Genomic DNA, 23325 nt, shown 5'->3' on the forward strand with positions numbered 1-23325 from the left:
CTGTGTAATGGTTGAAGTTTATGTCTTCGTTAGAGTTATGTCTTCGTTAGAGTTAAGCTTGTTGCGACCGTCCGGCCGAATATTTCATATAAATCAGTGCAAACAGCGCGGCGATAAGCAGCACCCCTTGCGGAATTAAGGTTTCCATATAAGGATAAATGCCGAGCCAGGAGATCTCCGGAACGCCTGCCACCAAGGTGGGTTCGAATAATTTTCCTTCGATTAGCTCCAGCACGCTCTTACCGGCAAATACAAAGGCCATGAGGTACATAAAGCAACCGGTAAACATAAAGAAAGGTTTAAGCGGTAATCTGACGACCGTATAGCGCATAATCAGATAGCAGATTGCCAGAATAATAACCCCGGCGACAAAACCGCCCAGCAAATATAAATAACTGACCGCCGTCGAAGCGTCGCCGATCAGCGCATAGTAGAAGAGTACGGTTTCGGCCCCTTCGCGATATACCGCCAAAAAGCTGGTCAGCCAGAGTCCGATAAGAGAACCGGTGGAAAGTGCGGCGGAAAGTTTGCCTTCCAGGTAGCGTTTCCAGTTTTGCGCCTCTACTTTGGACAGCAACCAGTAACTCATCATAAACAACATCACTACCGCAATTATCATCGTGAACCCTTCCAGCAGTTCGCGACTGGCGCCGGAATTGGAGAAGATTAATTGGAAGATTATTGCCGTTACCAGGCTGGCGGCCAAGGCGACATAAACGGACTGACGAATTACCGGCAGTTTATCCTGATGATTATTTTTTACCATATAGGCGATAATGGCGGCGACAATCAGTAAGGCTTCTAAGCCTTCGCGCAGAATTATCAGCAAGCTGTAGAGGAACATACTCCAGTCGCTTTGGTTTTCTTCCTGTAGCATGGTTACCGCCTGCGCCAGTCCCTGATTTAATCCCTCCGCCTGTTGCTGGAGCTTTTCTTCACCCTGATTTGCTTTGATTAAACCGACCAGCTGAGTAAAGTAACCTTCCAATTTGGTTTTAAAGGCGGCATCACGGGAGCCGATTTTATTTTCCATCCCGGAACTTTCAAATACGTCGAAATAGGTGTCCTGCACCGCCAGCATGGCTTTCTTGCCTTCTCCCTCGGTATAGAGCTTAATTGCCTGCTGAATGCGTTGATTAATTTCAGCACTGATTTTCTGCCAGTCCTGTGCCGGTTGATTTTCTGCGGCGGCAGGTTGAGCGCTCTGAACCTGTTGTTCTTCACGGGTAGTAGGCAGTTGCGGTAGTTGTTCTTCGATATCTTGCAATAATACGGTGATCTGATAACCGAGAATATTGATCTGATCCGGCTGCTCGCTGAGTTTGATCAAATCATAAAATTGCTGATTAATGGCGGCGGAAGCGCTGGCCGAACGGTTCAGGCGGATAGACATTTCCATTTCGGAGTTTTTATAGCCGTCATATTGCGCCTGCTGAATCAGCTTCTTAGCCGCAGCAAAATCCTGTTGCTGGTAAGCGCTGATGGCTTCGGCCAATAAATCGTCGATAATTTTAAAATTTTGTTGCCAGTAGGGGGCGATATCTTCATTTTCATAAGCGCCGTGTTGTCCTTCCGCAGTGAGCTGATGACCATCGCCCAAGGTCGGTAGCACTTGCTGTAAATCTGCTTTTAACTGATCGATTCTGTGCTGAACTTCGGCAAGGGGCTTCTGTTCGCCGATCATCTTACGAATTTCGCCGAAAGCGGCTTCCATCTGATAACTTTTCTGGGCGGAAAAGTTTATCCGGATCGGCCCTTCCAGGTTTTCAAATACTTCGAAATAAGCCATTTGCACTTCGGTACGGGCATCATCGATATTATTTTGTTGATAGAGAGAAGCGGTTTTATCCAGACGGTTTTCGATATCCTGAACCCAGGTTTGGTAATCATTGGCGAAAGCGGAATGGAAAAAGAAAATTGATAAAAACAGAAAAAAATAACGAGCAAGCTGCATAATTCACCAGATAAAAATAAAAGCTATTTTCATTTGGCTGATTATTATGCGCTTATTGTTTTGGAAATCAAGATTAATCATGGTGAATTCTGACCTATCTCAAATATTCAGTAGATTTATCTTAAATTCCATTAATTTACCGAGCATTATTTGGGATTAAAGGCGAAAAACTCAAAAAATTTGTGCGCTATATCACAAAACGAAAAACATCTCTTTGCGTCTTAAAAAAGATTTTATTATGCTAACCGGCAATAAGAACGAGTGCTATCTAAATAGCCTGAATATTTTGCTTTCCGAGTAGTGCCTTCATCAAGAAGGCACTTTTTTTATGTCTGTAATTTACCTGCGGAGGTTATCACCTCAATGAGAATTAACCGCAAGTTCGCAACTTGATAAGGGGAGAGGGCATAGGCCGTACAAGGCGGTTAAAACAGGCAATCTTGCCGGCGTATTCTAATTCCGGCTTATTCCGTACTTGTTAATACCAAGTGTTTTCGATAAGGCCTAATACAAGGTTTTGTCGTATAACAGCTAGGTGCCTTGTAATCTTCTCAATAACAAAAGTGAAAATCGCTATTCTTTATTGATTAAGCTTATATCGGCGCTAAAGCAGGATTTTTGTATTTTCCGTACCATTAATATCGCTTGCTTATTTTAGCTGGGGTCTGTTTAGACTTTGAAAAAGAGGAAATTAAAAAACCGCACTTTGAAGCAGAAAGTGCGGTTGTTTTTTTAGCGAGTTTTTTCGTAATGAAAAAACTTAAGCTTAGTTCTGGGTTGCCTGAATTGCGGTAAGGGCAATGGTATACACGATATCATCAACCAATGCGCCGCGGGACAGGTCGTTCACCGGTTTGCGCATACCCTGCAGCATAGGTCCGATGGAAACCAGATCGGCGGAACGCTGTACCGCTTTATAAGTGGTGTTACCCGTATTCAGATCCGGGAATACGAATACGGTAGCACGGCCGGCCACTTTGGAGTTCGGTGCTTTAGAACGAGCTACGTCTTCCATTACCGCCGCATCATATTGCAATGGACCGTCGATAAGTAAGTCAGGACGTTTTTCCTGTGCGATACGGGTCGCTTCTTTCACTTTTTCCACATCGGCGCCGGAACCTGAAGTACCGGTTGAGTAGGAAATCATGGCTACGCGCGGTTCGATACCGAAGGCTTTAGCGGAATCCGCAGATTGAATAGCGATTTCAGCCAGCTGTTCCGCATTCGGATCCGGATTCACCGCACAGTCGCCGTATACCAATACCTGATCCGGCAACAGCATAAAGAAAATGGAAGATACGATGGAGCTGCCCGGAGCGGTTTTAATAATTTGCATCGGCGGGCGAATGGTATTCGCCGTGGTATGTACCGCACCGGATACCAAACCGTCCACTTCATCGGCTTCCAGCATCATGGTACCTAATACTACGGTATCTTCCAGTTGTTCGCGTGCGGCTTTTTCCGTCATTCCTTTATTTTTACGTAATTCGACCAGACGATCGACGTAATTTTCACGGACGCTGGCAGGATCTATTACGGTGATGCCCGCACCCAAGGTAACGCCCTGAGCTTCCGCCACCAGTTTAACGTTTTTCGGATCCGCCAGTAATACGCATTCCGCAATACCGCGTTCGGCACAGAGCGCAGCGGCTTTGATGGTACGCGGCTCATCACCTTCCGGCAGAACGATACGTTTTTTCGCCTGACGCGCTAATTCGGTCAGCTGGAAGCGGAAGGCCGGCGGAGATAAACGACGGGAACGGGAAGAAGCGGCAACCAGCGAATTAATGAAGTCCGCATCAAACTGACTGCTGGTATATTGTTTAATATTTTCAATGCGCTCTTTATCATCGACCGGCACTTCAAGATTGAAGCTCTGCAGGGTCAATGCGGTTTGCCAGGTATTGCCTTCGATTCGGAAAATCGGTAAACGGGTGTTTTCGAAAATACGCTGGCAGAGTTTTTTCACCTGTCCGTCGACTTTATAACCGCCGGTTAACAGGATACCGCCGATTTCAATACCGTTTGCCGCCGCTAATGTTGCCGCTACCAATACTTCAGGACGGTCGGCGGAAACCACCAACAGGCTGCCGGTACGGAAATGTTCAAGCATATTCGGCAGGGTTCTGGCACAGAACGTAATACTGCGAATACGGCGGTTCATATCACCTTCGTTCAGAATTGCCGCACCCAGATGTTTAACGATATCTATAACACGGGTAGCGATTAATTCCGGCGACCAAGGGATACAGGCCAATACTTTAATCGGGCTTTTTTCGAACAGTTTATAAACTTCGCCGACATTATTGCGGCTGTGCTGATAGGAATCGAAAATTTCGGTCAGATCCGGACGGGTACGACCGGATTCGTCAACAGGGGCGTTAAATTTATTAACCACGACCCCGAGTAAATTCGGGTTGGCTTTGCCGCCGAAAGAGGCTGCCGCCGCTTCGATACGTTCTTTTAATTGGGCCGGAGTTTCTGTGGCAGGTGCGGATACCAAAATAATTTCCGCATCAAGCGCCTGAGCGATTTCATAGTTAATGCTGTTGGCATAAGAATTTTTACGGGTCGGGATCAGACCTTCCACCACAATAATTTCATTGTTTTTAGATAATTGCTGATGGTGTTCGACGATTTTCTCCAGTAAAACGTCGGTTTGATTCTGACCGATTAGGGTTTCCGCCACACTCAGCATAAAAGGCTCCGCCGTTTCGATGGAGGTGCTGGTACGGATAATTGAAGTGGTGCGGTCTAATTTATCTTCGCCCGAACTCGGCTGCGAAATAGGTTTCATAAAACCGATTTTTGCGCCTTTTTCTTCCAGAGAGCGGATAAGACCCAGGCTGATGCTGGTTAATCCGACGCCTGCGCTGATTGGAATAAGGATAATTGTACGTGACATAATAAACCTTAGTTAGTTGTTAATATAAAAAGAAACTGCCGAAACAGTTCGGCAGTCTGTGATGAGATTAACGGATACAAAGACGCGCGGTATCCTGGGCGATTACCAATTCTTCATTGGTCGGGATAACCATCGCGATAGGTGTATTGTCCGCCGAGATCACGCCTTCGTTACCGAAACGGGCGGCAAGGTTTTTCTCGCTGTCCAGACGATAGCCGAATAATTTCAAGTGGCCTAAAGTGATTTCGCGTACATGAGCGGAGTTTTCACCGATACCGCCGGTAAAGACGATAGCGTCCAAACGTTCGCCAATCACCGCCATATAGGAACCGATGTATTTGGCTAAACGGTAGCAGTAAACGTCTAATGCGCGTTTGGCCGGCACTTCGGTTTCGTAATTTTCTTCCGCATAGCGGCAGTCGCTGGTAACTTCGGTTAAACCTAACAGACCGGATTTTTTAGTTAAGGTGGTGTTGATTTCTTCCACTGACATACCCAGAGTATCGTGCATATAGAATACGATAGCCGGATCGATATCACCGCAACGGGTACCCATTACTAAGCCTTCCAACGGGGTTAAGCCCATTGAAGTATCGATACATTCGCCATGGCGGATTGCGGCAACGGAACCGCCGTTACCCAGGTGGCAGGTAATAACATTGATTTTATCTTCGGCAACGCCCAGACGTTTGGCCGCTTCACGGCTGACGTAATAATGGCTGGTACCGTGCGCACCGTAGCGACGGACGCCGTGTTCTTTGTATAAAGAATAAGGAAGCGCGTATAAATAAGCTTCTTCCGGCATGGTTTGATGGAACGCGGTATCGAATACCACTACGTTTTTATCTTTTAATTCCGGGAAAATACGGAAAGCTTCTTTGATCCCGATTAAATGCGCCGGGTTATGCAGAGGCGCGAATTGAATAGCTTCTTCAATACCTTTTACAACTTCATCGGTAATTACCACTGAAGAAGTGAATTTTTCTCCGCCGTGAACGATGCGATGGCCGATGGCCGCAATGGAGTTCTTGAGTTCGGTATCCAGAGATAAAATATTATTCACCATAAAGTTTAAGGCTTCAGTGTGCGCAGCACCCGCACCTAACTCCGCCTGCCCTTTTTCACCATGTAATTTCCATTTGATACGCGCTTCAGGCAGGTAAAAGGCTTCTGCCAGACCGGACAGTTTTTCTTCACCGGAAACAGGGTCCAGGATAGCGAATTTTAATGAGGAACTACCGCAGTTTAGAATAAGGACTAGTTTTTGAGACATAAATAACCTATCTTTCAGATTGAAGTTAAAAGGGCGCCCGGTTAAAAAATAAACGGACGGCTATAATTAAAGTAACGCTTGCATAGAATACACTGTTCATCACATAAAATAAATTACGCAACCGATAAAAATCTTATAATAATCAAAAAAAGTTTAATTTTTAAATATTTTTTATAAAATAACCTCTGTGCTTTGTACCCTTTGCACAATCATATTATGATGCGGGAATAAAGACGAATTTCGGATAAAGTGCAAAATAAAGGAGTGAAATGGGATTTATAAAAACCTTAAAACAGGGGCAACATTATGCGGACAGTTGGCCGCAGCAGCCCAAACTGGCGATGATTTTTCCGGAAAATAGAATAATTCGCGCTACGCGCTTTGCCTGTAAATTTATGCCTTTTATCGCAGTATTTTCCATTGTTTGGCAGCAGTTTTCCGCTAAATCGGATCCGGCGGCATTAGCCATTGCGGTACTTACTGCGCTGTTGGCGCTCTGTATTCCCCTACAGGGGCTGTACTGGTTGGGGAAACGTGCGGCAACCCCCTTACCATCGCAAAGTGCGCTGCATTTCGCTCGAATTTATCAGCGCTTGCAAAAACTTGAGGTTAGTTTGGAACCTGCACCTGAAAAGCCTACTTATCAGCAGTTGGCGGAGATGCTGAGTAAAGCGGAGCGCCATCTGCAAGCGGATTTTTGGGAAGAGTTATAATCTCGACAGGATTTTCCCAATCCCTAACCCGTTTTCCTTGGGGGAATGGTGCCGACCTATTTTGTTTGTGTAATTTATGTTACGCAAACGTTTTCATTTTGACGCAGTTTTGGGTAGAATAGTGCGGTCGAAAAATAAGATGTTTTTTATTCAGAGATTTTTTAATGATTGATTATATTATCATCGCAGTTATTGTTTTTTCCGTATTGGTAAGTTTATTACGCGGTTTTGTACGCGAAGTCATGTCTCTGGCAAGTTGGGTGGTCGCTTTTATTGTAGCCAGTCAATTCTATCCTTATCTTGCCGATTTCTTAACCCAGATTGAATCCCTGTATATTCGCAACGGTACCGCCATTGTTATTCTGTTTATTCTCAGTTTAGTGGTGGGGGCGGTAGTCAATTATGTGGTCGGTCAGCTGGTGGATAAAACCGGGCTGAGCGGTACGGATCGGGTGCTGGGCGCCTGTTTCGGTTTTTTACGCGGTGTGCTGATAGTCGCGGCATTATTATTCTTTACCGACAGCTTCACTAATTTTAGCCAGAGCGAGTTGTGGAAAGAATCGAAGTTGATCCCTCATTTCGGTTTTATCGTCGAATGGTTTTTTCAGCAACTACAGGCAAATTCCAGTTTTTTAAACTCAACCTTTAATCAATAAGAGGACAGCACCCATGTGTGGTATCGTCGGCATTGTTAGCCAAAATCCCGTTAATCAGTCAATTTATGATGCTTTGACCGTATTACAGCATCGCGGACAGGATGCCGCCGGTATCGTCACCGTGGACGACGAAAGCTGTTTCCGCCTGCGTAAAGCAAACGGGCTGGTCAGCGATGTGTTTCAGCAGGTACATATGTTGCGCCTACAGGGAAATGCCGGTATCGGTCATGTTCGCTATCCTACGGCCGGGAGTTCCAGCGTATCGGAAGCGCAGCCGTTTTATGTAAATTCTCCTTACGGTTTGGCATTGGTGCATAACGGCAATTTAACCAATTCCGAGGATTTAAAGGAAAAGTTATTCCGCTTGGCGCGCCGTCATGTTAATACCAATTCCGATTCCGAGGCCTTACTGAATATTCTGGCTTATTATCTGGATCATGTGCAGACGGAAAAACTTTCGCCGGAAGATATTTTCTATGCGATTAAAAAGACCCATAAGGATATTCGCGGCGCCTACGCCTGCGTTGCAATGATTCTCGGCCATGGCCTGGTGGCGTTCCGCGATCCGAACGGAATCCGTCCGCTGGTACTGGGACAGCGTACGGAAAACGGGCATACCGAATATATGTTCGCTTCCGAAAGCATTGCCTTTGATGTGGCCGGTTTTGAATTTGTGCGCGATATTGCGCCGGGCGAAGCGGTATATGTAACCTTTGACGGAAAACTGTATAGCGAGCAATGTGCGGAGAATCCGAAGCTCTCTCCTTGTATTTTTGAATATGTATATTTCGCTCGACCGGATTCCACCATTGACGGTGTTTCCGTTTATGCGGCGCGGGTGCATATGGGGGAGCGTCTGGGGGAAAAAATCGCCCGCGAATGGGCGGATGCGGATATTGACGTAGTGATCCCCATTCCGGAAACCTCCAATGATATCGCCTTACGTATCGCCCATGTACTGAATAAACCTTATCGTCAGGGATTTGTGAAGAACCGTTACGTAGGACGAACCTTTATTATGCCGGGGCAGACGCAGAGGGTGAGTGCGGTACGGCGCAAACTGAATACCATCGCCGCCGAATTTAAAGGAAAAAACGTATTACTGGTGGACGACTCCATTGTACGAGGTACCACTTCCGAACAAATCGTAGATATGGCCAGAGCGGCGGGAGCGAAAAAAGTCTATTTCGCTTCGGCGGCGCCGGAAATTCGCTATCCTAACGTATACGGCATTGATATGCCCACCAGCCATGAACTGATTGCCTACGGACGTAATGTGGAGGAAATCGCCGCCTTAATCGGGGTGGATAAACTGATCTTCCAAGATCTGGAAGCACTGGAAGCTGCCGTACAGCAGGAAAACCCGAATATTCAACAATTCGACGCTTCCGTCTTTACCGGGCAATATGTTACCGGCGATATTTCTCCCGCATATTTGGAGCAAATTGCCGAACAACGTAACGACAGCGCTAAGAAAAAGCGTGAAAAAGATGCTACCAATCTGGAAATTCACAACGAAAGATAGTTTTTCCGCTGTATAAAAAATACTAAAAAAACATACCGCTCTTTTCCGACGGTATGTTTTTTTATATCCGAAATTTTGCCTTCAGAAAACTAATGCCGGTGTAAATCCTGTTCCCGGAGCGGCGGTTTTGGGGGCATTCTATCCTTGTTTTGCGCCCCTAGCGGTTGGCCGTGATGAAAATGCGACGGCAGGATACAGGAATTTAAACTGAGCAGCATAGCGGCGATAAGCAAGGGGAAAAAATATTTTTTCATAGATTACTCCTGATTGGAATTTCAGAAACAGTTATAGCTCGGAAGGCTTAAGAAATGCTTAATTATCCTTTTTATCGGTAAAGGGAAAAAGTGCGGTATTTTTTGTAAAAGTTTTTATGGCATAGCAGAGGTTACATTGGTAACAGAGATAAATGGAATCAAAAACAAAAAGCGATGAGATTCTTGAATTATCATAAGGAGGGATAAGGGGGATAAGAGTGATAATAAGAATAAGGGGAGTTGCTTATACGGAAAAACAAAATTTTACCCGCAAGGCAATATCGCCTAAATCAGAAGATAAACTCAATCACCGAGGGAGGGAAAACCCGCCGATTTTGGTTGGAAAAAAGAGTAACGGAAAAGTTAGACTAATGTACACGGAATAAATATGCCAAATAAATTAAGCCCGTTAATAACGGGCTTAATATTAAGTTAAGTTTCCGCAGGAAATTGCGGAAAATCTAGAAGTTTATTTTCCTAAATTATCGAAGAATTTTTTAACGCCGTCCAAAAAACTGGAGGATTTAGGCCGCTGCTTGCTTTGACCTTCCAGACTTTGTTCCAACTGACGCAATAATTCTTTCTGCTCTTCGTTCAGTTTTACCGGTGTTTCCACGATGATTTTACAAATCAGATCGCCGGCATAACCGGTTCTTATCGCCGCAATTCCCTTGCCGCGCATACGGAACAGCTTACCGGTTTGAGTACCTTCCGGAATCTTCAGTTTTACCCGACCGTCTAAGGTCGGCACTTCAATTTCACCGCCCAAAGCCGCCATACTGAAACTGATAGGAACCTCACAATACAGATTGCTGCCGTCGCGTTCGAAAATATGATGCGGTTTAACATGGATTACCACATATAAATCACCGGCCGGTGCGCCCTGTTCGCCTGCGGCGCCTTCACCGGATAAGCGTAACTGATTACCGGTATCCACTCCGGCAGGAATTTTAACCGAAAGGTTCTTTTTCTTTTGCATCCGGCCGTCGCCATGGCATTTTTTGCAAGGATTTTCAATTTTTTTACCGCTGCCGTGGCAATTCGGACAGGTTTGTTCGGTAACGAAGAAGCCTTGCTGACGTCTGATACGACCCGAACCATGGCAGGTTTGGCAGGTTTCTGTTTTTGAGTCTTTTTCCGCACCGGAACCATGGCAGTGATCACAGGCAACCAAGGTGTTGATCTGAATATCCTTGGTGGTGCCTTTGACCGCTTCTTCCAGACTGATTTCAATATCGTAGCGCAGGTCGTCGCCGCGGACTACCCGTTGCTGACGGGAACCGCCGCCGAACATTTCGCTGAAAATATCTTCAAAGCCGCCGAACCCGCCAAAGCCGCCGAATCCGCCGCCGCCGAAACCGCCCTGCTCGAAAGCGGCATGACCGTATTGATCGTAGGCGGCGCGTTTTTCTTTATCGGTCAGAATTTCATAGGCTTCATTAACTTCTTTGAACTTTTCTTCGCTTTCTTTATCACCCTTGGTTCTGTCCGGGTGATATTTCATGGCAAGGCGTTTATAGGCGCGTTTGATTTCTTTTTCATCGGCGCCTTTTTGAATGCCCAGCACTTCATAATAGTCTTTTTTTGCCATTTGTTTTCTCTGGTTAATCGCGATATGAATTAAACAAAAATAAGTAACGAAAGCTTTCCAATGCACAGCAAAAAAAGATGAATGATGCTGCTGTTGATCAGATAAGCCAAAAGGGCGTATTGCTACGCCCCTTTAATATCTCGTTGAAGGAAGATTATTTATTATCTTTCACTTCTTCGAATTCGGCATCTACGACATCGTCATTAGCCTTGTTGGCCTGTGCCTGTTGTGCGCCCGCATCCGCCTGCGCCTGTTGCTGGCCGGCCTGGATAAGTTTTTCCGATACCTGGATTAAGGCCTGTACTTTAGCATCGATATCCGCTTTGTCTTCGCCTTTAGCCGCCGTTTCAAGTTCGCTCAGGGCTTTTTCAATCGGCGCCTTATCCTCGGCGGAAAGTTTATCGCCCGCTTCGCTCAGCTGTTTACGGGTGCTGTGAACCAAGTGATCCGCCTGGTTACGCGCCTGAACCAATTCTTCAAATTTACGGTCTGATTCGGCATTTGCTTCCGCATCCCGTACCATTTGCTGAATTTCTTCATCACTTAAGCCGGAAGAGGCTTTAATCGTAATCTGCTGTTCTTTACCCGTACCCTTATCTTTCGCGGAAACATGGATAATACCGTCCGCATCAATATCGAAAGTTACTTCGATTTGCGGCATACCGCGCGGTGCCGGGTTAATGCCTTCCAGGTTGAACTGGCCGAGGGATTTATTCGCTGAAGCCTGTTTACGTTCACCCTGTAACACATGAATGGTTACCGCACTTTGGTTATCTTCCGCCGTTGAGAATACCTGTGATTTTTTAGTCGGAATCGTAGTATTTTTCTCAATTAGGGTAGTCATTACGCCGCCCATGGTTTCGATACCTAGGGAAAGCGGGGTAACGTCTAGCAATAATACGTCGGTTACATTACCGGATAATACGCCGCCCTGTACCGCAGCACCTACGGCTACCGCTTCGTCTGGGTTTACGTCTTTACGCGGTTCTTTACCGAAGAATTCGGCAACTTTCTGCTGAACCAACGGCATACGGGTCTGACCGCCGACTAAGATTACATCGTCGATTTTGGATACGCTTAAGCCCGCATCGGATAATGCCACTTTTACCGGTTCCAACGAACGGGCGACTAAATCTTCCACCAAGGCTTCCAGTTTGGCACGGGTCAGTTTGATGTTTAAATGTTTAGGGCCGCTGTTGTCCGCCGTAATATATGGCAGGTTAACATCTGTCTGTTGGGCGGAGGAAAGCTCGATTTTGGCTTTTTCGCCGGCTTCTTTCAGACGCTGCATGGCTAGCGGATCATTACGTAAATCTACGCCCTGTTCTTTTTTGAATTCATCTACCAAGTAGTTGATAACGCGGTTATCGAAGTCTTCACCACCTAAGTGGGTATCCCCGTTGGTGGCCAATACTTCAAAGGTTTTTTCACCGCCCACTTCATCGATTTCGATAATGGATAGGTCGAAAGTACCGCCCCCTAAGTCGTATACCGCAATGGTCTGGTTGCCTTTACCTTTATCCAAACCGTAAGCCAGTGCCGCCGCCGTAGGTTCGTTAATAATACGTTTAACTTCAAGACCTGCGATACGACCGGCATCTTTAGTCGCCTGACGTTGGGCGTCGTTAAAGTAAGCAGGTACGGTGATAACCGCTTCGGTTACCGCTTCACCGAGGAAATCTTCCGCGGTTTTTTTCATTTTTTTCAACACTTCAGCGGAGATTTGCGGCGGTGCCATTTTATCGCCTTTAACCGAAACCCAAGCGTCGCCGTTGTCCGCTTTTACGATTTCAAACGGCATAATGCTTACGTCGCGCTGTACTTCCTGATCTTCGAAGCGACGACCGATTAAACGTTTAATTGCGAATAATGTATTTTTCGGGTTGGTAACCGCCTGACGTTTTGCCGGCTGGCCTACCAATACTTCATTGTCGTTGGTATAAGCGATGATTGACGGGGTGGTGCGATCGCCTTCCGCATTTTCAATAACGCGCGGTTTATCGCCGTCCATTACCGCTACGCAAGAGTTTGTCGTACCTAAGTCAATACCGATGATTTTTCCCATTTTGTTTCTCCTGTCAAATTTTTTTAATCTGTTATTTACATGTCGGTAAAATAAGGATGGATTTTTACTTTTCAAGGGATAAATAAAAATTTCCTGAAAAAGTCGTTTTATATTAGGGATTATTATTCCGAATCCTTTATATTCGATTCTTTATATATGAACCCTTATTTTCCATCCTTGTCATGCTTGGCTCAGTAAATAGGGGCGGGGAATTAAACTTCAAGGGGATAAATTAAAATTTATCGGCTTTTTTATCTCAATTTATCAATTCGACTAGGCGTAAATTTCGGATTGTGCTAATTTAGAGCGATTACATTTATTTATCCGATAATTAAGGGAATATTAAATATGAAAAAATCAACTCTGGCGTTGTCCGTTATTTTGATTCTGGGAGGCGTTTGGACCGGTGCCGCCTGGTACACAGGTAAAACGGCGGAATCCGAATATCAACAGCAGCTTGACAAGCTGAACGAACGTCTGGCGGCAAATGTGGGCTCAGGATATCGGATTAAAGCCGAAATCAGCGAATTTTCGCGCGGTTTATTCAGTTCCGAGATTGCCTATAATGTTCTAATCGATTTGCCGGACGGGAGTAAAAGCCAGAAACTCCCTTTTAGCGGAACGCTTTACCATGGTCCTTTACCACTGAACCTGATCAAACAATTGAATTTTACACCGGCGCTTTTTTCCGTGTATAGCGAACTGGTAAAAAATGAAGACAATAAGGAATTTTTTGAAAACAGTAAGGATAAAAATCCTTTAACCGATGTGATGACCCTGACTTATTCAAAGCGTCTGAAAGGTTATACCCGCCTGGCGCAAGGTAAAATGAATCTGGAAGGGGTTGAGCTTTCCTGGCAGGATTCCAGCCTGGATTATGATGCCGATTACCAGGGGGCCGGTGAATATAAGTATGAGATTAAAGGGCTTCACAGCCGCTGGCAGAATGAACTCCTGGCTAAGTTATCCGGTATAGAGCCGAAAGACTACCCGATTGAAACAATGGAAATAAATATTGATGCTCTGCAAGCCGTCAACCATATTGCACCGACGGAATATCCTTATTTGTATACCGGAAAACAGGAAGGCAAGTTGGGCAATCTACAACTGGTTTATACCTATAGCGGCGAATTAAATAAGGTATCGCCAGCCGTCCTGGAAGTTAAAGACTGGGCATTTGATTATGACATCGGTTTAAATCAAGGATTTATCAATGCCAAGCTGAATAACAATATTGCCGATCTCAGCCTGAATAAACAGTCTTTAGGTAAGGTACAGCTGGATATGCAACTGAATCATCTGGCTGCCGCCGCGCTTAATCAGATTCTGGACTATAACCGTAATCCGGAACAGTTGGACGATGATAAATTGCAAGCGCAGTTCGAAGCAATTGTGCAAAATCAGCCGCAGATAAAAATTTCATCCTTTGCCATCAGCAATTCGGGCGGCAAACTGGGTCTGGACTTTAATTTAGAACTGGCCGAGGTGGATTTCGCCAAGCTCATGCAGCAGGAAGATAAAATCTTGGATATGCTGAAGCAATTTGAGTTGAGGGTTAAAGCGGATAAAGCTGCATTTACGCAATCCTTGGCGACCTTGTTGCGGATCGGCGGTATGAACGAAGAAGAGGCGGACAAACAGGCGGCCTTACAGAGCGACGAAGCGATTCAGGCGATGCAGCATCAGAATATCGTTACCGCAGATGAGAAAAGTTTCGCCTCAAATCTGGTATTGGAAGAGGGTAAGTTGAAATTGAACGGAGAAGTGATTCCGGAAGAATATCTGGCCATGTTCCTGCTGAGTCTATTACTGCAATAATTTTGTCATTTTATCGGCGAAGCGCTCCCTGCAAAGGGAGCGTTTTTTTATCTCGGCTTTTAAGCACAGCCGCAAATAATCGAACAAGACCAAAAGTGCGGTCAAAAATTAACGAGTTTTTTGTTACGCCTTGTTCTATGCTTGAAGAACTGAAAATGGATTTGCATTCAAAAGCATAAAGCATATATCCGCAGGAATGGTAAAAGGCTTGCTTCTACGCCTTTATAGTTTCTCCTTAAAATAACCGATCCATTCTTTTAATAGCTGCATATTGGCCGCCAAAGCTCCCGCTTGCGGAATAAAGTGCATATAATTCAGACCGTAACTTGGCGGGGTAAGTCCGCTGCCGACCGCGGCCGGCAGCACCTTGAAGCCTTCCCGTTCAAACAGCATTTTAGCTCGTTGCATATGCCATTGATTGGTTACCAGAATAATATGTTTAATTTGCTCGGCGGCTAAAATTCGGCGACTGAAAGCGGCGTTTTCTTTAGTGTTGCGCGATTGTTCTTCCAACCACTTTACCGGAGTATGGAAAAAAACTTCAAATTCCCGTGCCATAATCTTAGCTTCCGAATTACCGTTTGGACTGGCGCCGCTGATCAGAATGGGTAATCGGGTTTCCTGCTGTAAATAAGCGGCGTAGCGCATTCGCTCCAAGGCAATACCGGGAACGGTTAAAGGCCCGGATAATTCCTGGCTGTCGCGTAGCCCGCCGCCTAATACTACGATTGCCTGCGCCGATTTGTAATCTTCCAGGCTCGGTTTATCTTCCCGGCTTAGGCTGTCGCTGAGTTTCTGGGCGGTGTAGGGCAGGCTGAAAATATACAACAGAATAAGGGCGAAGAAGCCGCTTAGCAGGGCGCTTTTTTTGCGGTTAATACATAACAGCAGCAGAGAAAACAACCATAAAAGCAAGATACTAAAAGGCGGAAGGATAAGGGCGGTGATAAGTTTGGTCAGTTCGAACATGAAATATCCTGTCAGACAAAGAATGGCGCTATTATTCCCATTTCCCCCTGTAAATGCAACCTAAGCGGCGGATTGATAGGGATTGAGCTAATTTTCTTGTGGGGACAAATTACAAGGTGATATTATAAGCCTCTTTCGGTGATGCGGAACGGAGAGCTTGATTAGCGCCGGGCATTATCGGATTTATATTGAGATTAAGGGTAGGGTTTAGAATTATGAATGAAGTTTTACTTTCGCTGAAGCAACAGTTAGCGCATATTGCGGCGTTGATTCCGGATAAAGAAAATGTGCTGTATTTTGATTATCCCCTGCATTTGAATGTGGGGGATTTACTGATTTATGCAGGCACCGAACAGTTTTTCCAGGATTACGGCATTCATATTCGTTTAAGACGCTGCCTACAGGCCTTTGATATTGAAGAAGCGCAAAAATATGTGAATAAAGGCACCACCATTCTCTGCCACGGCGGCGGTAATTTCGGCGATCTCTATCCGAGCATTCATCGTTTAAGAGAGGAATTGGTACGTCGTTTCCCGGAGAATAGAATTATAGTGCTGCCGCAGACCGCTTATTTTTCCGATCAGGCGGCGATGGAAAGATCCGCGGCGATTTTTGCCCGCCATCAGGATTGTCATTTATTTGCACGGGACGACAAAACCCTGCAAATCATGATGAATTTTTCCTCTAAGGTACGGCTTTCACCGGATATGGCTCATCAGCTGTACGGCTGCTTAGCACAAAAAAATAGCCAGCCGGGGCAAAGAGCGGTGGAAAAAACATTGTATTTTTTAAGAAAGGATATTGAAGCCAGTCAACTGGAAAAAGAGATACAAAGCGCCTTATCCGCAGGGGACGAGGTGAAGGACTGGCAGGATATTCTGTCCCAAGGGGATATGCGGCGGGAATTGCTATACAGCCGCTTATCCCGCTTGGCCAATAAATTCCGCCTGGCTTGGCTGAAAGATTGGATTAACAATAGCTGGTATAGCTATTCTATGGCCTTAATCGAACGTTGCCGTCAGGTTTTTGTCGCTTATGATTCTGTGGTAACCAGTCGCCTGCACGGGCATATTTTCTCCTGCTTGTTGGGGGTTCCGAATCGAGTGTGCGATAATTCATACGGTAAAAATACCGGCTATTACCGACAATGGACTAAAGATATCGATTACGTTTCCCTGTATGAAAAAGAATAATCTGATCGGGCTTATTTTCATCACCGCCCTAAGCACGGGGCTAACGATGATCAGCGCTTTTTTGCTCGCCCGTTTGTTATCTGTGGACGAACGGGGCGCTTTGCAGCTGTTTATTACCTCGGTTACCTATGGGGTTACAGTCGGTGCCGGCGGGGTGGGCTTCGCCCTTGCTTTGGGGATGCGCAACCGACAGTATTTGCACTGGAAAAAATATGTGGCGGGCTTTCTGGCTTATACGGTACTGGTGGGCTGTATTGCACTGTATTTATTTAATATCACTTCCTTCTCTTTACTTTTTGTACTGAATGTTTTACTCACCGCGGTACTGAATATCACCCTGGAAAAAAGTAAAATCGATCATCGTCTGAAAATCTATCGTGTGCTTACTCTGCAACAGCCGATACTTGCGGTTTTGTTGTACGGCGGCTGTTATCTTCTGTTCGGCGAGCGCCAGCTGAGTACCGTACTTTGGTTGCTGACCGGTTTAACCGCCATACAGGCGGCGCTTTGTTGCCTGTATTTGTATCGGATTGAACGGGAATTTCTCAGCGATAATCAAGTAACTCCGATTGAAAGCAAATTTTTCTTCCGCCATTGGGCGAAGCAAAATCTGTTACAGGTTTTCGGCGCGACCACTTCCAATCTGGATAAATTTCTCATCGTTTATTTTTTGGGAAATTATACTCTGGGCCTATATACCGTCTGTATGGCTTTTGATGCGCTGTTAACCCGTTTTATTAATGTACTGGCGGATTATTATTATTCCGGATTGCTAAATCGCCTGAACCGGATCAAAGCCGTACTGGCGGTGATTTTGTTGATGAGTGTTGCAGCGGTGGCCTTGGTTCCGTTTCTGGCGGAGCCCGTGGTGGCCTTTTTCTTCAGCCACAAATATACCGCGGTTGCCCCCCTTCTGCTTTGGTTCGTGATAAATTCTATTTTAGCCGGGCTGTCTTGGGTATTGTCTCAGAATATGCTGATTTGCGGTAAACAGGTGTTGTTATTTTCCCGTCAGCTGGTTTCGATACTGGTTTTTGTGGTTCTGTTCTACTGGTTGCGGGATTTGCAGCTGCAGGGCGTGGCCTATGCGTTGATCGGCGCCAGTTTAACCAGACTGATAATTTCAATTGTTTATTATTTTAAATTTCCGCTTGATTACAGTAGCTCCCAGCAAGGGCAAAGCTGAAAAAGTGCGGTCAAAAAATCAAAAGTTTTTTACAGCTTATGAAAAAATATTTAATTTCTTTAGCCAAAGACGAGCAGCGCCGGGCGCTGTTCTTTGCCCAGCCGGATACGGCGGATTTTATCCTGTTTAATGCCATTAATACGATGAACGAGGATCAAAATCGCTTAGCCGCCTTGTTTGATACGGAAAAGTTCGCCCGCTATTACGGCAGGGCGGTAACCAAGGGCGAAATCGGCTGCACCCTAAGCCATCTTCAGCTGTATACCGAAATCGCTGCGGATACAAGCCTCGATGCTGCGGATTACGTGTTGATCTGTGAAGACGATGCCTTGTTTGCGGCGAATTTTCAGCATCATCTCGACAGCTTGCTGGCGCAGGCTCCGAATGCGGATATAATTTTGCTCGGACAGTCTAAAATTCCCGACTTCAATCATCGAATGCTGGAAATTAACTATCCCACCACCTTTAAGCCGCTGCGCACAAAAATCGGCGATAGCGGCTATGGCTACGCCTATCCCTACCGGAATTACTTTGCCGGAACCGTCGCTTATGTGATTCGTAAATCCGCTGCGGAGAAATTTTTGTCCCCTTTAAAAGGAGGGGAGCGGCCTTTCTGGTTAGCGGACGATTATATTCTGTTCGAGCGCGACTTTGGCATAAACAGTTTGGTGGTACGCCCTTTACTGGTGATCGAAAATCCGAGCCTGAGCAGTAATCTGGAAAGTTTACGCGGTTCGCTGCAACAGAATTTATTGATGCAGTTATTTAAATATCCCTTGAAAAAATTGCTGGCAATAAAGAGAAATCTGTTATGAGCGCACTGCTAAATTTGTTTTATTTATATGATCCCTGGCTGTTTCATTTTCTGCGCATGAGTTTTGTAGCCGGGGGCATCGCCCTATGTTGGCTGGGATACAGGCTATATGCCAAAAAGTTGCCCGCAGGTATTGCGGTGCCGAAAGACAGCCTGTTGGTGCTGATCGGGTTGATTCTGCTCAGCCTGGTGCCTCTGGCGGTAAACGGTACGACGGACTTCTCCGTATTTTTAATGTATGTTAAAGCCTTGCTGTTGTTTCTGTTCGGTCTGGCCCTGTATAACCTATGCTATGCGCAAGAAGGGGGACAGCATCGTTTAATCGCAGATCTGCAAAAGGGGATTATCCTTCAGGCGCTGGTGGGACTGCTGGCCTTATGCGGTATAAGTTTTGTGATCGATTTTGCCTTATCCACCAATGTGCCGTTGCCGAGATTTTACGGTTCGGAACAGGAATATCGCCTGTACAATATTACCTCTTCGGCATTTTTTCAGCTCAGCGCCTTTTATTTAATGCTGCTGCATTTTTTGCTGGCCTATAATCAAAAACATAATAGTATTTCTTCTTTTTACCTGTTGTTGTTGCTGTTTATCGGCTTGCTCTCCGGCAGAACCTTTTTTATGTTTTCGCTCTTAAGTGTTTTGCTCTATTTTAAACTGCGCTATATTCCCGCTTTAGTCGTCTTTATGGCGCTGGTGTTGTTTATTGCCAAATGCTATCCGCACAATCCCTATGTGGCCCATGCCTTGGAACCGGTAATTAATCTATTGAACGGCGGAAAATCCGTGAGTTCTTCCACGGATACCTTAATGCAGAAACATTTATTTATCCCGACCTTGCAGCAGATGATCAGCGGCGACGGTTATTACTTTACCGCACAGAAAAGCTACTACGGCGGCACGGATTCCGGTTTTCTGCGTCAGATCCTGTACGGAGGCTTAGGCTATTGCTTCGTCTGTTTTGCATTTACCGCCTATTTTGTACGTAAAATCGCCTTAAACTGGTTTGACGGCAGCTGGAAATTCACCCTTTCCGCGCTGGGATTATTAAGCATATTAAATATTAAGGCGGATACTTACGCTTTTCCGGGAATTATGCTGATTATGCTGATGTTCCTCTCCTTATTCGGCACCGATGGTTCTCGGATGATTCTTTTTCAACAGCAACGGAATTAACTATGTTCAGTATTATCGTTCCTTCTTACGCTCGCAATGCACAGGTCGCCGCTTTATTAGACAGTTTAGCGGAGCAAAGCCTGCATAATTTTGAAGTGATTATTGTGGACGACTGCTCGCCCCAGCCCGTAACCATCGAAGGCAACTATCCTTTTAGGGTTAGCGTGCATCGTAATGAAAAAAATGCCGGGCCGGCACGGAGCCGCAATATAGGTGCGGCGCAGGCAACACAAGAATGGTTGTTGTTTTTAGATGATGATGATCGTTTTGACAAGGATAAATGCCGTATTCTGGCGCAGGAAATCCTTGCTCATACGCAGATTAATTTTATTTATCACCCGGCGCAATGCGTTATGGTTAATGAAAAATTCAGCTATCAAACCCGCCCTTATGCGGATATCGGGCAGCTAAACAAGGATAATTTGCTGCTGGCCAATAAAGTGGGCGGTATGCCGATGCTGGCGATTAAAAAAAATCTGTATTTTCAGGTAGGCGGACTCTCCGAGCAGTTGCTGGCGTTGGAAGATTACGAATTTGTGCTAAAACTTATCGCCTGCCCGGATTTGGTACCGCATTATGTTGCGCAGCCGCTGACCCGTTGTTTTTTCCATACTAAAGTGGCCAGCGTATCGAAAAACGTCGACAATACGCAAAGTGCGATTAGCCGCATCGCCGAAAAATATGTACAAACGCCGAGCCAAGCGAAAAACTTCAGAATCAACGGATTTAATATGCTGGCATACCCCTATTTGATGTCCTTATCCAGAAAAGCGGCATATTATTATTTCCGTGTTTTTCTAACCGCATTTAATCCGAAGACCTTGATTCTGGCAGGAATTACCTTAATCTCGCCGAAACTGGCGATTAATATGAAGAGATTTATTTAAACCATGAAATTCTCAGTTTTAATGTCCCTATATGCCAAAGAAAAACCGGATTTTTTACGGCAATGTTTGGAAAGCCTGGTAGGGCAAACTTACCCAGCGGATGAAATTGTTCTGGTGTTCGACGGCCCTCTGAGCGAAGCCCTTGAACAAGGGGTTGAGGAATTTAAATCCTTACTGCCGTTGCAAATCGTTGCGCTGCCGCATAATCTCGGTCTGGGAAAAGCCCTGAATGAAGGTATAAAACATTGTCGCAACGAATGGATCTTCCGTATGGATACCGACGACATCTGCTATCCCCAGCGTTTCGCTAAACAGGTGGAATATATTGAAAAGAATCCCGATGTGGTACTGTTCAGCACCCAGATTGTCGAATTTGATCATGATCCGGCACAGCCGCTAAGCATACGTCAGGTACCGGTGGATTACGCCGATATCATCAAATTCAATAAAATACGCTCGCCTTTTAATCATATGACCGTGGCTTACCGTAAATCCGTATTGGAGGAGGTGGGCGCTTATCAGCATCATCTTTTCCTAGAGGATTACAACCTGTGGAACCGAATTATCGCCACCGGTAAAAAAGTCGGCAACCTGCCCGATGTCCTGCTTTATGCCAGAACTGCAGGAAATGCAATGGTGGGCCGTCGTCGCGGTTTGATTTATGCCCAAAGCGAATGGAAACTCTATCAATTAAAACGTCGCCTAAATATTCAGGGCCCATTCAGCGGATTTATTACTTTCTTATTACGCACCATACCGCGTTTATTACCGGTTTCCCTATTAAAGGTATTGTATAAACTGATGCGTAAGTCATAACGAGGATTGCAAAATGAAATTTAAATTATCCCTACTCAGCCTCTGTTTGGTGTTGAGTGCCTGTTCTTCCGCACCTGCGGATAAAAGCCTTTCTCCGTTGGCGGAAAACGCCGCCTATAGCCACAGCAGGGATCCGGCGAACTTTAAGGATTTTGTACAGTTTTTAAAGCGTAAAGCCGCAGGGCAAGGGGTTTCCGCCGCCACTATCAATGGGCAGGACAATATTCTGTATGTTGCCAAAGCGGTCAGCCTGGATAGACAACAGGCGGGCAGAATAAAGCAACGGACGCCTAATCAGGTACCGCAGGCTAACCCGAATGGTGCCAGCAATTATCTCAAGCGCGTACTAACCGCAGCAAAACTGAATAAGGCGCAGCAAAAATATGCTGAAATTCGACCGCACTTAATGGCGGCGGCTCAGCGTTTCGGCGTTCAACCCGAATATCTGCTGGCTTTGTGGGGCATGGAAAGCAGCTTTGGCTATTATCAAGGGAATTACGACGTGCTGTCGGTGTTAGCCACCCTGGCGTTTGACGGTCGACGGGAGGCATTGTTTACAAAAGAATTTATCAATGCCATGAAAATGCTGGATCGCGATCATATTAACCGTTCCGCAATGCGCGGTTCCTGGGCGGGAGCCATGGGACAGACCCAGTTTATGCCGAGTTCCTATTTAAATTATGCGGCGGACGGCGATAATGACGGCGAAAAAAATATCTGGAACAACCCCTATGATGTATTCGCTTCCATTGCTAATTATTTGCATAAGGTGGGTTGGAATCAACACCTGCCCTGGGGTGTGGAAGTCAGCCTGAGCCAACCGCTGGATTTGGCTTTATCCGGATTGGAGCCTCATAAAGGACGCAGCCTGCGCGATTGGCAGGCAAAAGGATTGATACTAAAATATCAGACGCCGCAGCAAGTCGATAAGCTCAAGGCATTATCTTCCGCCGAATTATGGCTGGTACGCCCGGATCGCGAAGCGGGCAGAGCCTTTTTGGTTTCCGCCAATTATCGCAGCCTATATGATTGGAATCGGTCAAACTATTTTGTACTCAGTATAGGAATGTTTGCCGATCAAATTAAAGAACAGGTTATTGGAAAATAATTAACCTATCTCCTTGATATATTAATGGATTGTTACAATTAAGTTAAATTAATGGAGCGGAAGATTGAATATAAAGTTTCGCTCTGTTAATATGCTATTGCCTATAAGTTGTTTTTATAGGGCGAGTGAAGTAAATTTATTATCCATTTGTAATAAAGGAAACCCTCATGCAAAAATATCTGCTTTCTTCAATTCTCTGCCTTGCCGCATTTTCTGCAACTGCCGCTGATTTACATCCAAGTTGCCAGGAATATTTCAAAGCGGCGGAAGCCTATGCAGCAAAAGTTCCTGAAGTTAAAGCGCAGTTTGACGCAGCTAAATCGCAATATGCAACATTGCCGCAACAGGCTCAGGAAACCGCTTGTAAACAAGCTTTAGATGCATTGAAACAAATGCCTCCGGCGAAGTGATTTTAGATAACT

The 23325-nt window shown here is 45.6% G+C and carries 19 protein-coding genes; 12 read left to right on the forward strand and 7 right to left on the reverse strand.

What is annotated here, in order from left to right; all coding sequences use genetic code 11:
- Positions 1-52 precede the first annotated feature (52 nt).
- The 3 genes from EDC45_RS03530 to EDC45_RS03540 form a co-directional block, all read right to left on the reverse strand.
- Positions 53-1954, reverse strand: coding sequence for an FTR1 family iron permease (locus tag EDC45_RS03530; protein ID WP_133543515.1), 1902 nt, complete (start codon positions 1952-1954; stop codon positions 53-55).
- A gap of 766 nt (positions 1955-2720) precedes the next feature.
- Positions 2721-4859, reverse strand: coding sequence for a phosphate acetyltransferase (gene pta, locus EDC45_RS03535; RefSeq protein WP_133543517.1), 2139 nt, complete (start codon positions 4857-4859; stop codon positions 2721-2723).
- 67 nt (positions 4860-4926) lie between these two features.
- Positions 4927-6132 (reverse strand): acetate kinase, encoded by a 1206-nt coding sequence (locus EDC45_RS03540; RefSeq protein WP_133543519.1) that lies wholly within the window; start codon positions 6130-6132, stop codon positions 4927-4929.
- A gap of 269 nt (positions 6133-6401) precedes the next feature.
- Here EDC45_RS03540 and yfbV point away from each other — a divergent pair, with 269 nt between their 5' ends.
- From yfbV to purF, 3 genes are all read left to right on the forward strand, one after another.
- Positions 6402-6845, forward strand: a complete 444-nt coding sequence (gene yfbV, locus EDC45_RS03545) for a terminus macrodomain insulation protein YfbV (RefSeq protein ID WP_133543521.1) — start codon at positions 6402-6404, stop codon at positions 6843-6845.
- Between the two features lie 164 nt (positions 6846-7009).
- Positions 7010-7501 carry a CvpA family protein gene (locus EDC45_RS03550; protein WP_133543523.1) on the forward strand — a complete coding sequence of 164 codons (492 nt, stop codon included), beginning with the start codon at positions 7010-7012 and terminating at the stop codon, positions 7499-7501.
- A 13-nt stretch (positions 7502-7514) separates the two neighbouring features.
- Positions 7515-9026 carry an amidophosphoribosyltransferase gene (gene purF / locus EDC45_RS03555; RefSeq protein ID WP_133543525.1) on the forward strand — a complete coding sequence of 504 codons (1512 nt, stop codon included), beginning with the start codon at positions 7515-7517 and terminating at the stop codon, positions 9024-9026.
- Positions 9027-9115: 89 nt separating this feature from the next.
- Here the strand turns inward: purF and EDC45_RS10325 are convergent, their stop codons facing one another.
- The 3 genes from EDC45_RS10325 to dnaK all read right to left on the reverse strand — a co-directional run bounded on the left by EDC45_RS10325 (position 9116) and on the right by dnaK (position 12936).
- The gene (locus EDC45_RS10325; RefSeq protein WP_166635101.1) at positions 9116-9280 is read right to left on the reverse strand and encodes a hypothetical protein; all 165 of its coding nucleotides are present in this window, start codon (positions 9278-9280) and stop codon (positions 9116-9118) included.
- Between the two features lie 469 nt (positions 9281-9749).
- On the reverse strand, positions 9750-10871 hold the full coding sequence (gene dnaJ, locus EDC45_RS03560) for a molecular chaperone DnaJ (RefSeq protein ID WP_133543527.1): 1122 nt from the start codon (positions 10869-10871) through the stop codon (positions 9750-9752).
- A gap of 154 nt (positions 10872-11025) precedes the next feature.
- Entirely contained in the window at positions 11026-12936 is a 1911-nt protein-coding gene (gene dnaK / locus EDC45_RS03565) for a molecular chaperone DnaK (protein WP_133543529.1), read from the reverse strand.
- Between the two features lie 348 nt (positions 12937-13284).
- Here dnaK and EDC45_RS03570 point away from each other — a divergent pair, with 348 nt between their 5' ends.
- The gene (locus EDC45_RS03570) at positions 13285-14754 is read left to right on the forward strand and encodes a YdgA family protein (protein WP_133543531.1); all 1470 of its coding nucleotides are present in this window, start codon (positions 13285-13287) and stop codon (positions 14752-14754) included.
- Between the two features lie 222 nt (positions 14755-14976).
- Here the strand turns inward: EDC45_RS03570 and EDC45_RS03575 are convergent, their stop codons facing one another.
- The gene (locus EDC45_RS03575; RefSeq protein WP_133543533.1) at positions 14977-15723 is read right to left on the reverse strand and encodes a YdcF family protein; all 747 of its coding nucleotides are present in this window, start codon (positions 15721-15723) and stop codon (positions 14977-14979) included.
- Between the two features lie 215 nt (positions 15724-15938).
- On the opposite strand from EDC45_RS03575, the gene EDC45_RS03580 reads away from it, so the two are divergent.
- The 8 genes from EDC45_RS03580 to EDC45_RS03615 all read left to right on the forward strand — a co-directional run bounded on the left by EDC45_RS03580 (position 15939) and on the right by EDC45_RS03615 (position 23313).
- Complete coding sequence (locus EDC45_RS03580) at positions 15939-16916, forward strand: polysaccharide pyruvyl transferase family protein (RefSeq protein ID WP_133543535.1); 978 nt, start codon at positions 15939-15941, stop codon at positions 16914-16916.
- Positions 16903-18102 (forward strand): lipopolysaccharide biosynthesis protein, encoded by a 1200-nt coding sequence (locus EDC45_RS03585; RefSeq protein WP_133543537.1) that lies wholly within the window; start codon positions 16903-16905, stop codon positions 18100-18102. The genes EDC45_RS03580 and EDC45_RS03585 overlap by 14 nt, the downstream gene beginning before the upstream one ends.
- Positions 18103-18140: 38 nt before the next feature.
- The gene (locus tag EDC45_RS03590) at positions 18141-18917 is read left to right on the forward strand and encodes a glycosyltransferase family 25 protein (RefSeq protein WP_133543539.1); all 777 of its coding nucleotides are present in this window, start codon (positions 18141-18143) and stop codon (positions 18915-18917) included.
- Complete coding sequence (locus tag EDC45_RS03595; protein WP_133543541.1) at positions 18914-20092, forward strand: hypothetical protein; 1179 nt, start codon at positions 18914-18916, stop codon at positions 20090-20092. The genes EDC45_RS03590 and EDC45_RS03595 overlap by 4 nt, the downstream gene beginning before the upstream one ends.
- A gap of 2 nt (positions 20093-20094) precedes the next feature.
- Positions 20095-20979, forward strand: coding sequence for a glycosyltransferase family 2 protein (locus tag EDC45_RS03600; protein WP_133543543.1), 885 nt, complete (start codon positions 20095-20097; stop codon positions 20977-20979).
- Between the two features lie 3 nt (positions 20980-20982).
- Positions 20983-21795, forward strand: a complete 813-nt coding sequence (locus tag EDC45_RS03605; RefSeq protein WP_133543545.1) for a glycosyltransferase family 2 protein — start codon at positions 20983-20985, stop codon at positions 21793-21795.
- A 13-nt stretch (positions 21796-21808) separates the two neighbouring features.
- Complete coding sequence (locus tag EDC45_RS03610; RefSeq protein ID WP_133543547.1) at positions 21809-22903, forward strand: lytic murein transglycosylase; 1095 nt, start codon at positions 21809-21811, stop codon at positions 22901-22903.
- A gap of 167 nt (positions 22904-23070) precedes the next feature.
- A complete protein-coding gene (locus EDC45_RS03615) occupies positions 23071-23313 on the forward strand; it encodes a DUF5339 family protein (protein WP_133543549.1) in 243 nt (80 codons plus the stop codon).
- The last annotated feature ends 12 nt before the right edge of the window (positions 23314-23325 follow it).

Source organism: Mesocricetibacter intestinalis, assembly GCF_004363295.1.
Lineage (GTDB): Bacteria > Pseudomonadota > Gammaproteobacteria > Enterobacterales > Pasteurellaceae > Mesocricetibacter > Mesocricetibacter intestinalis.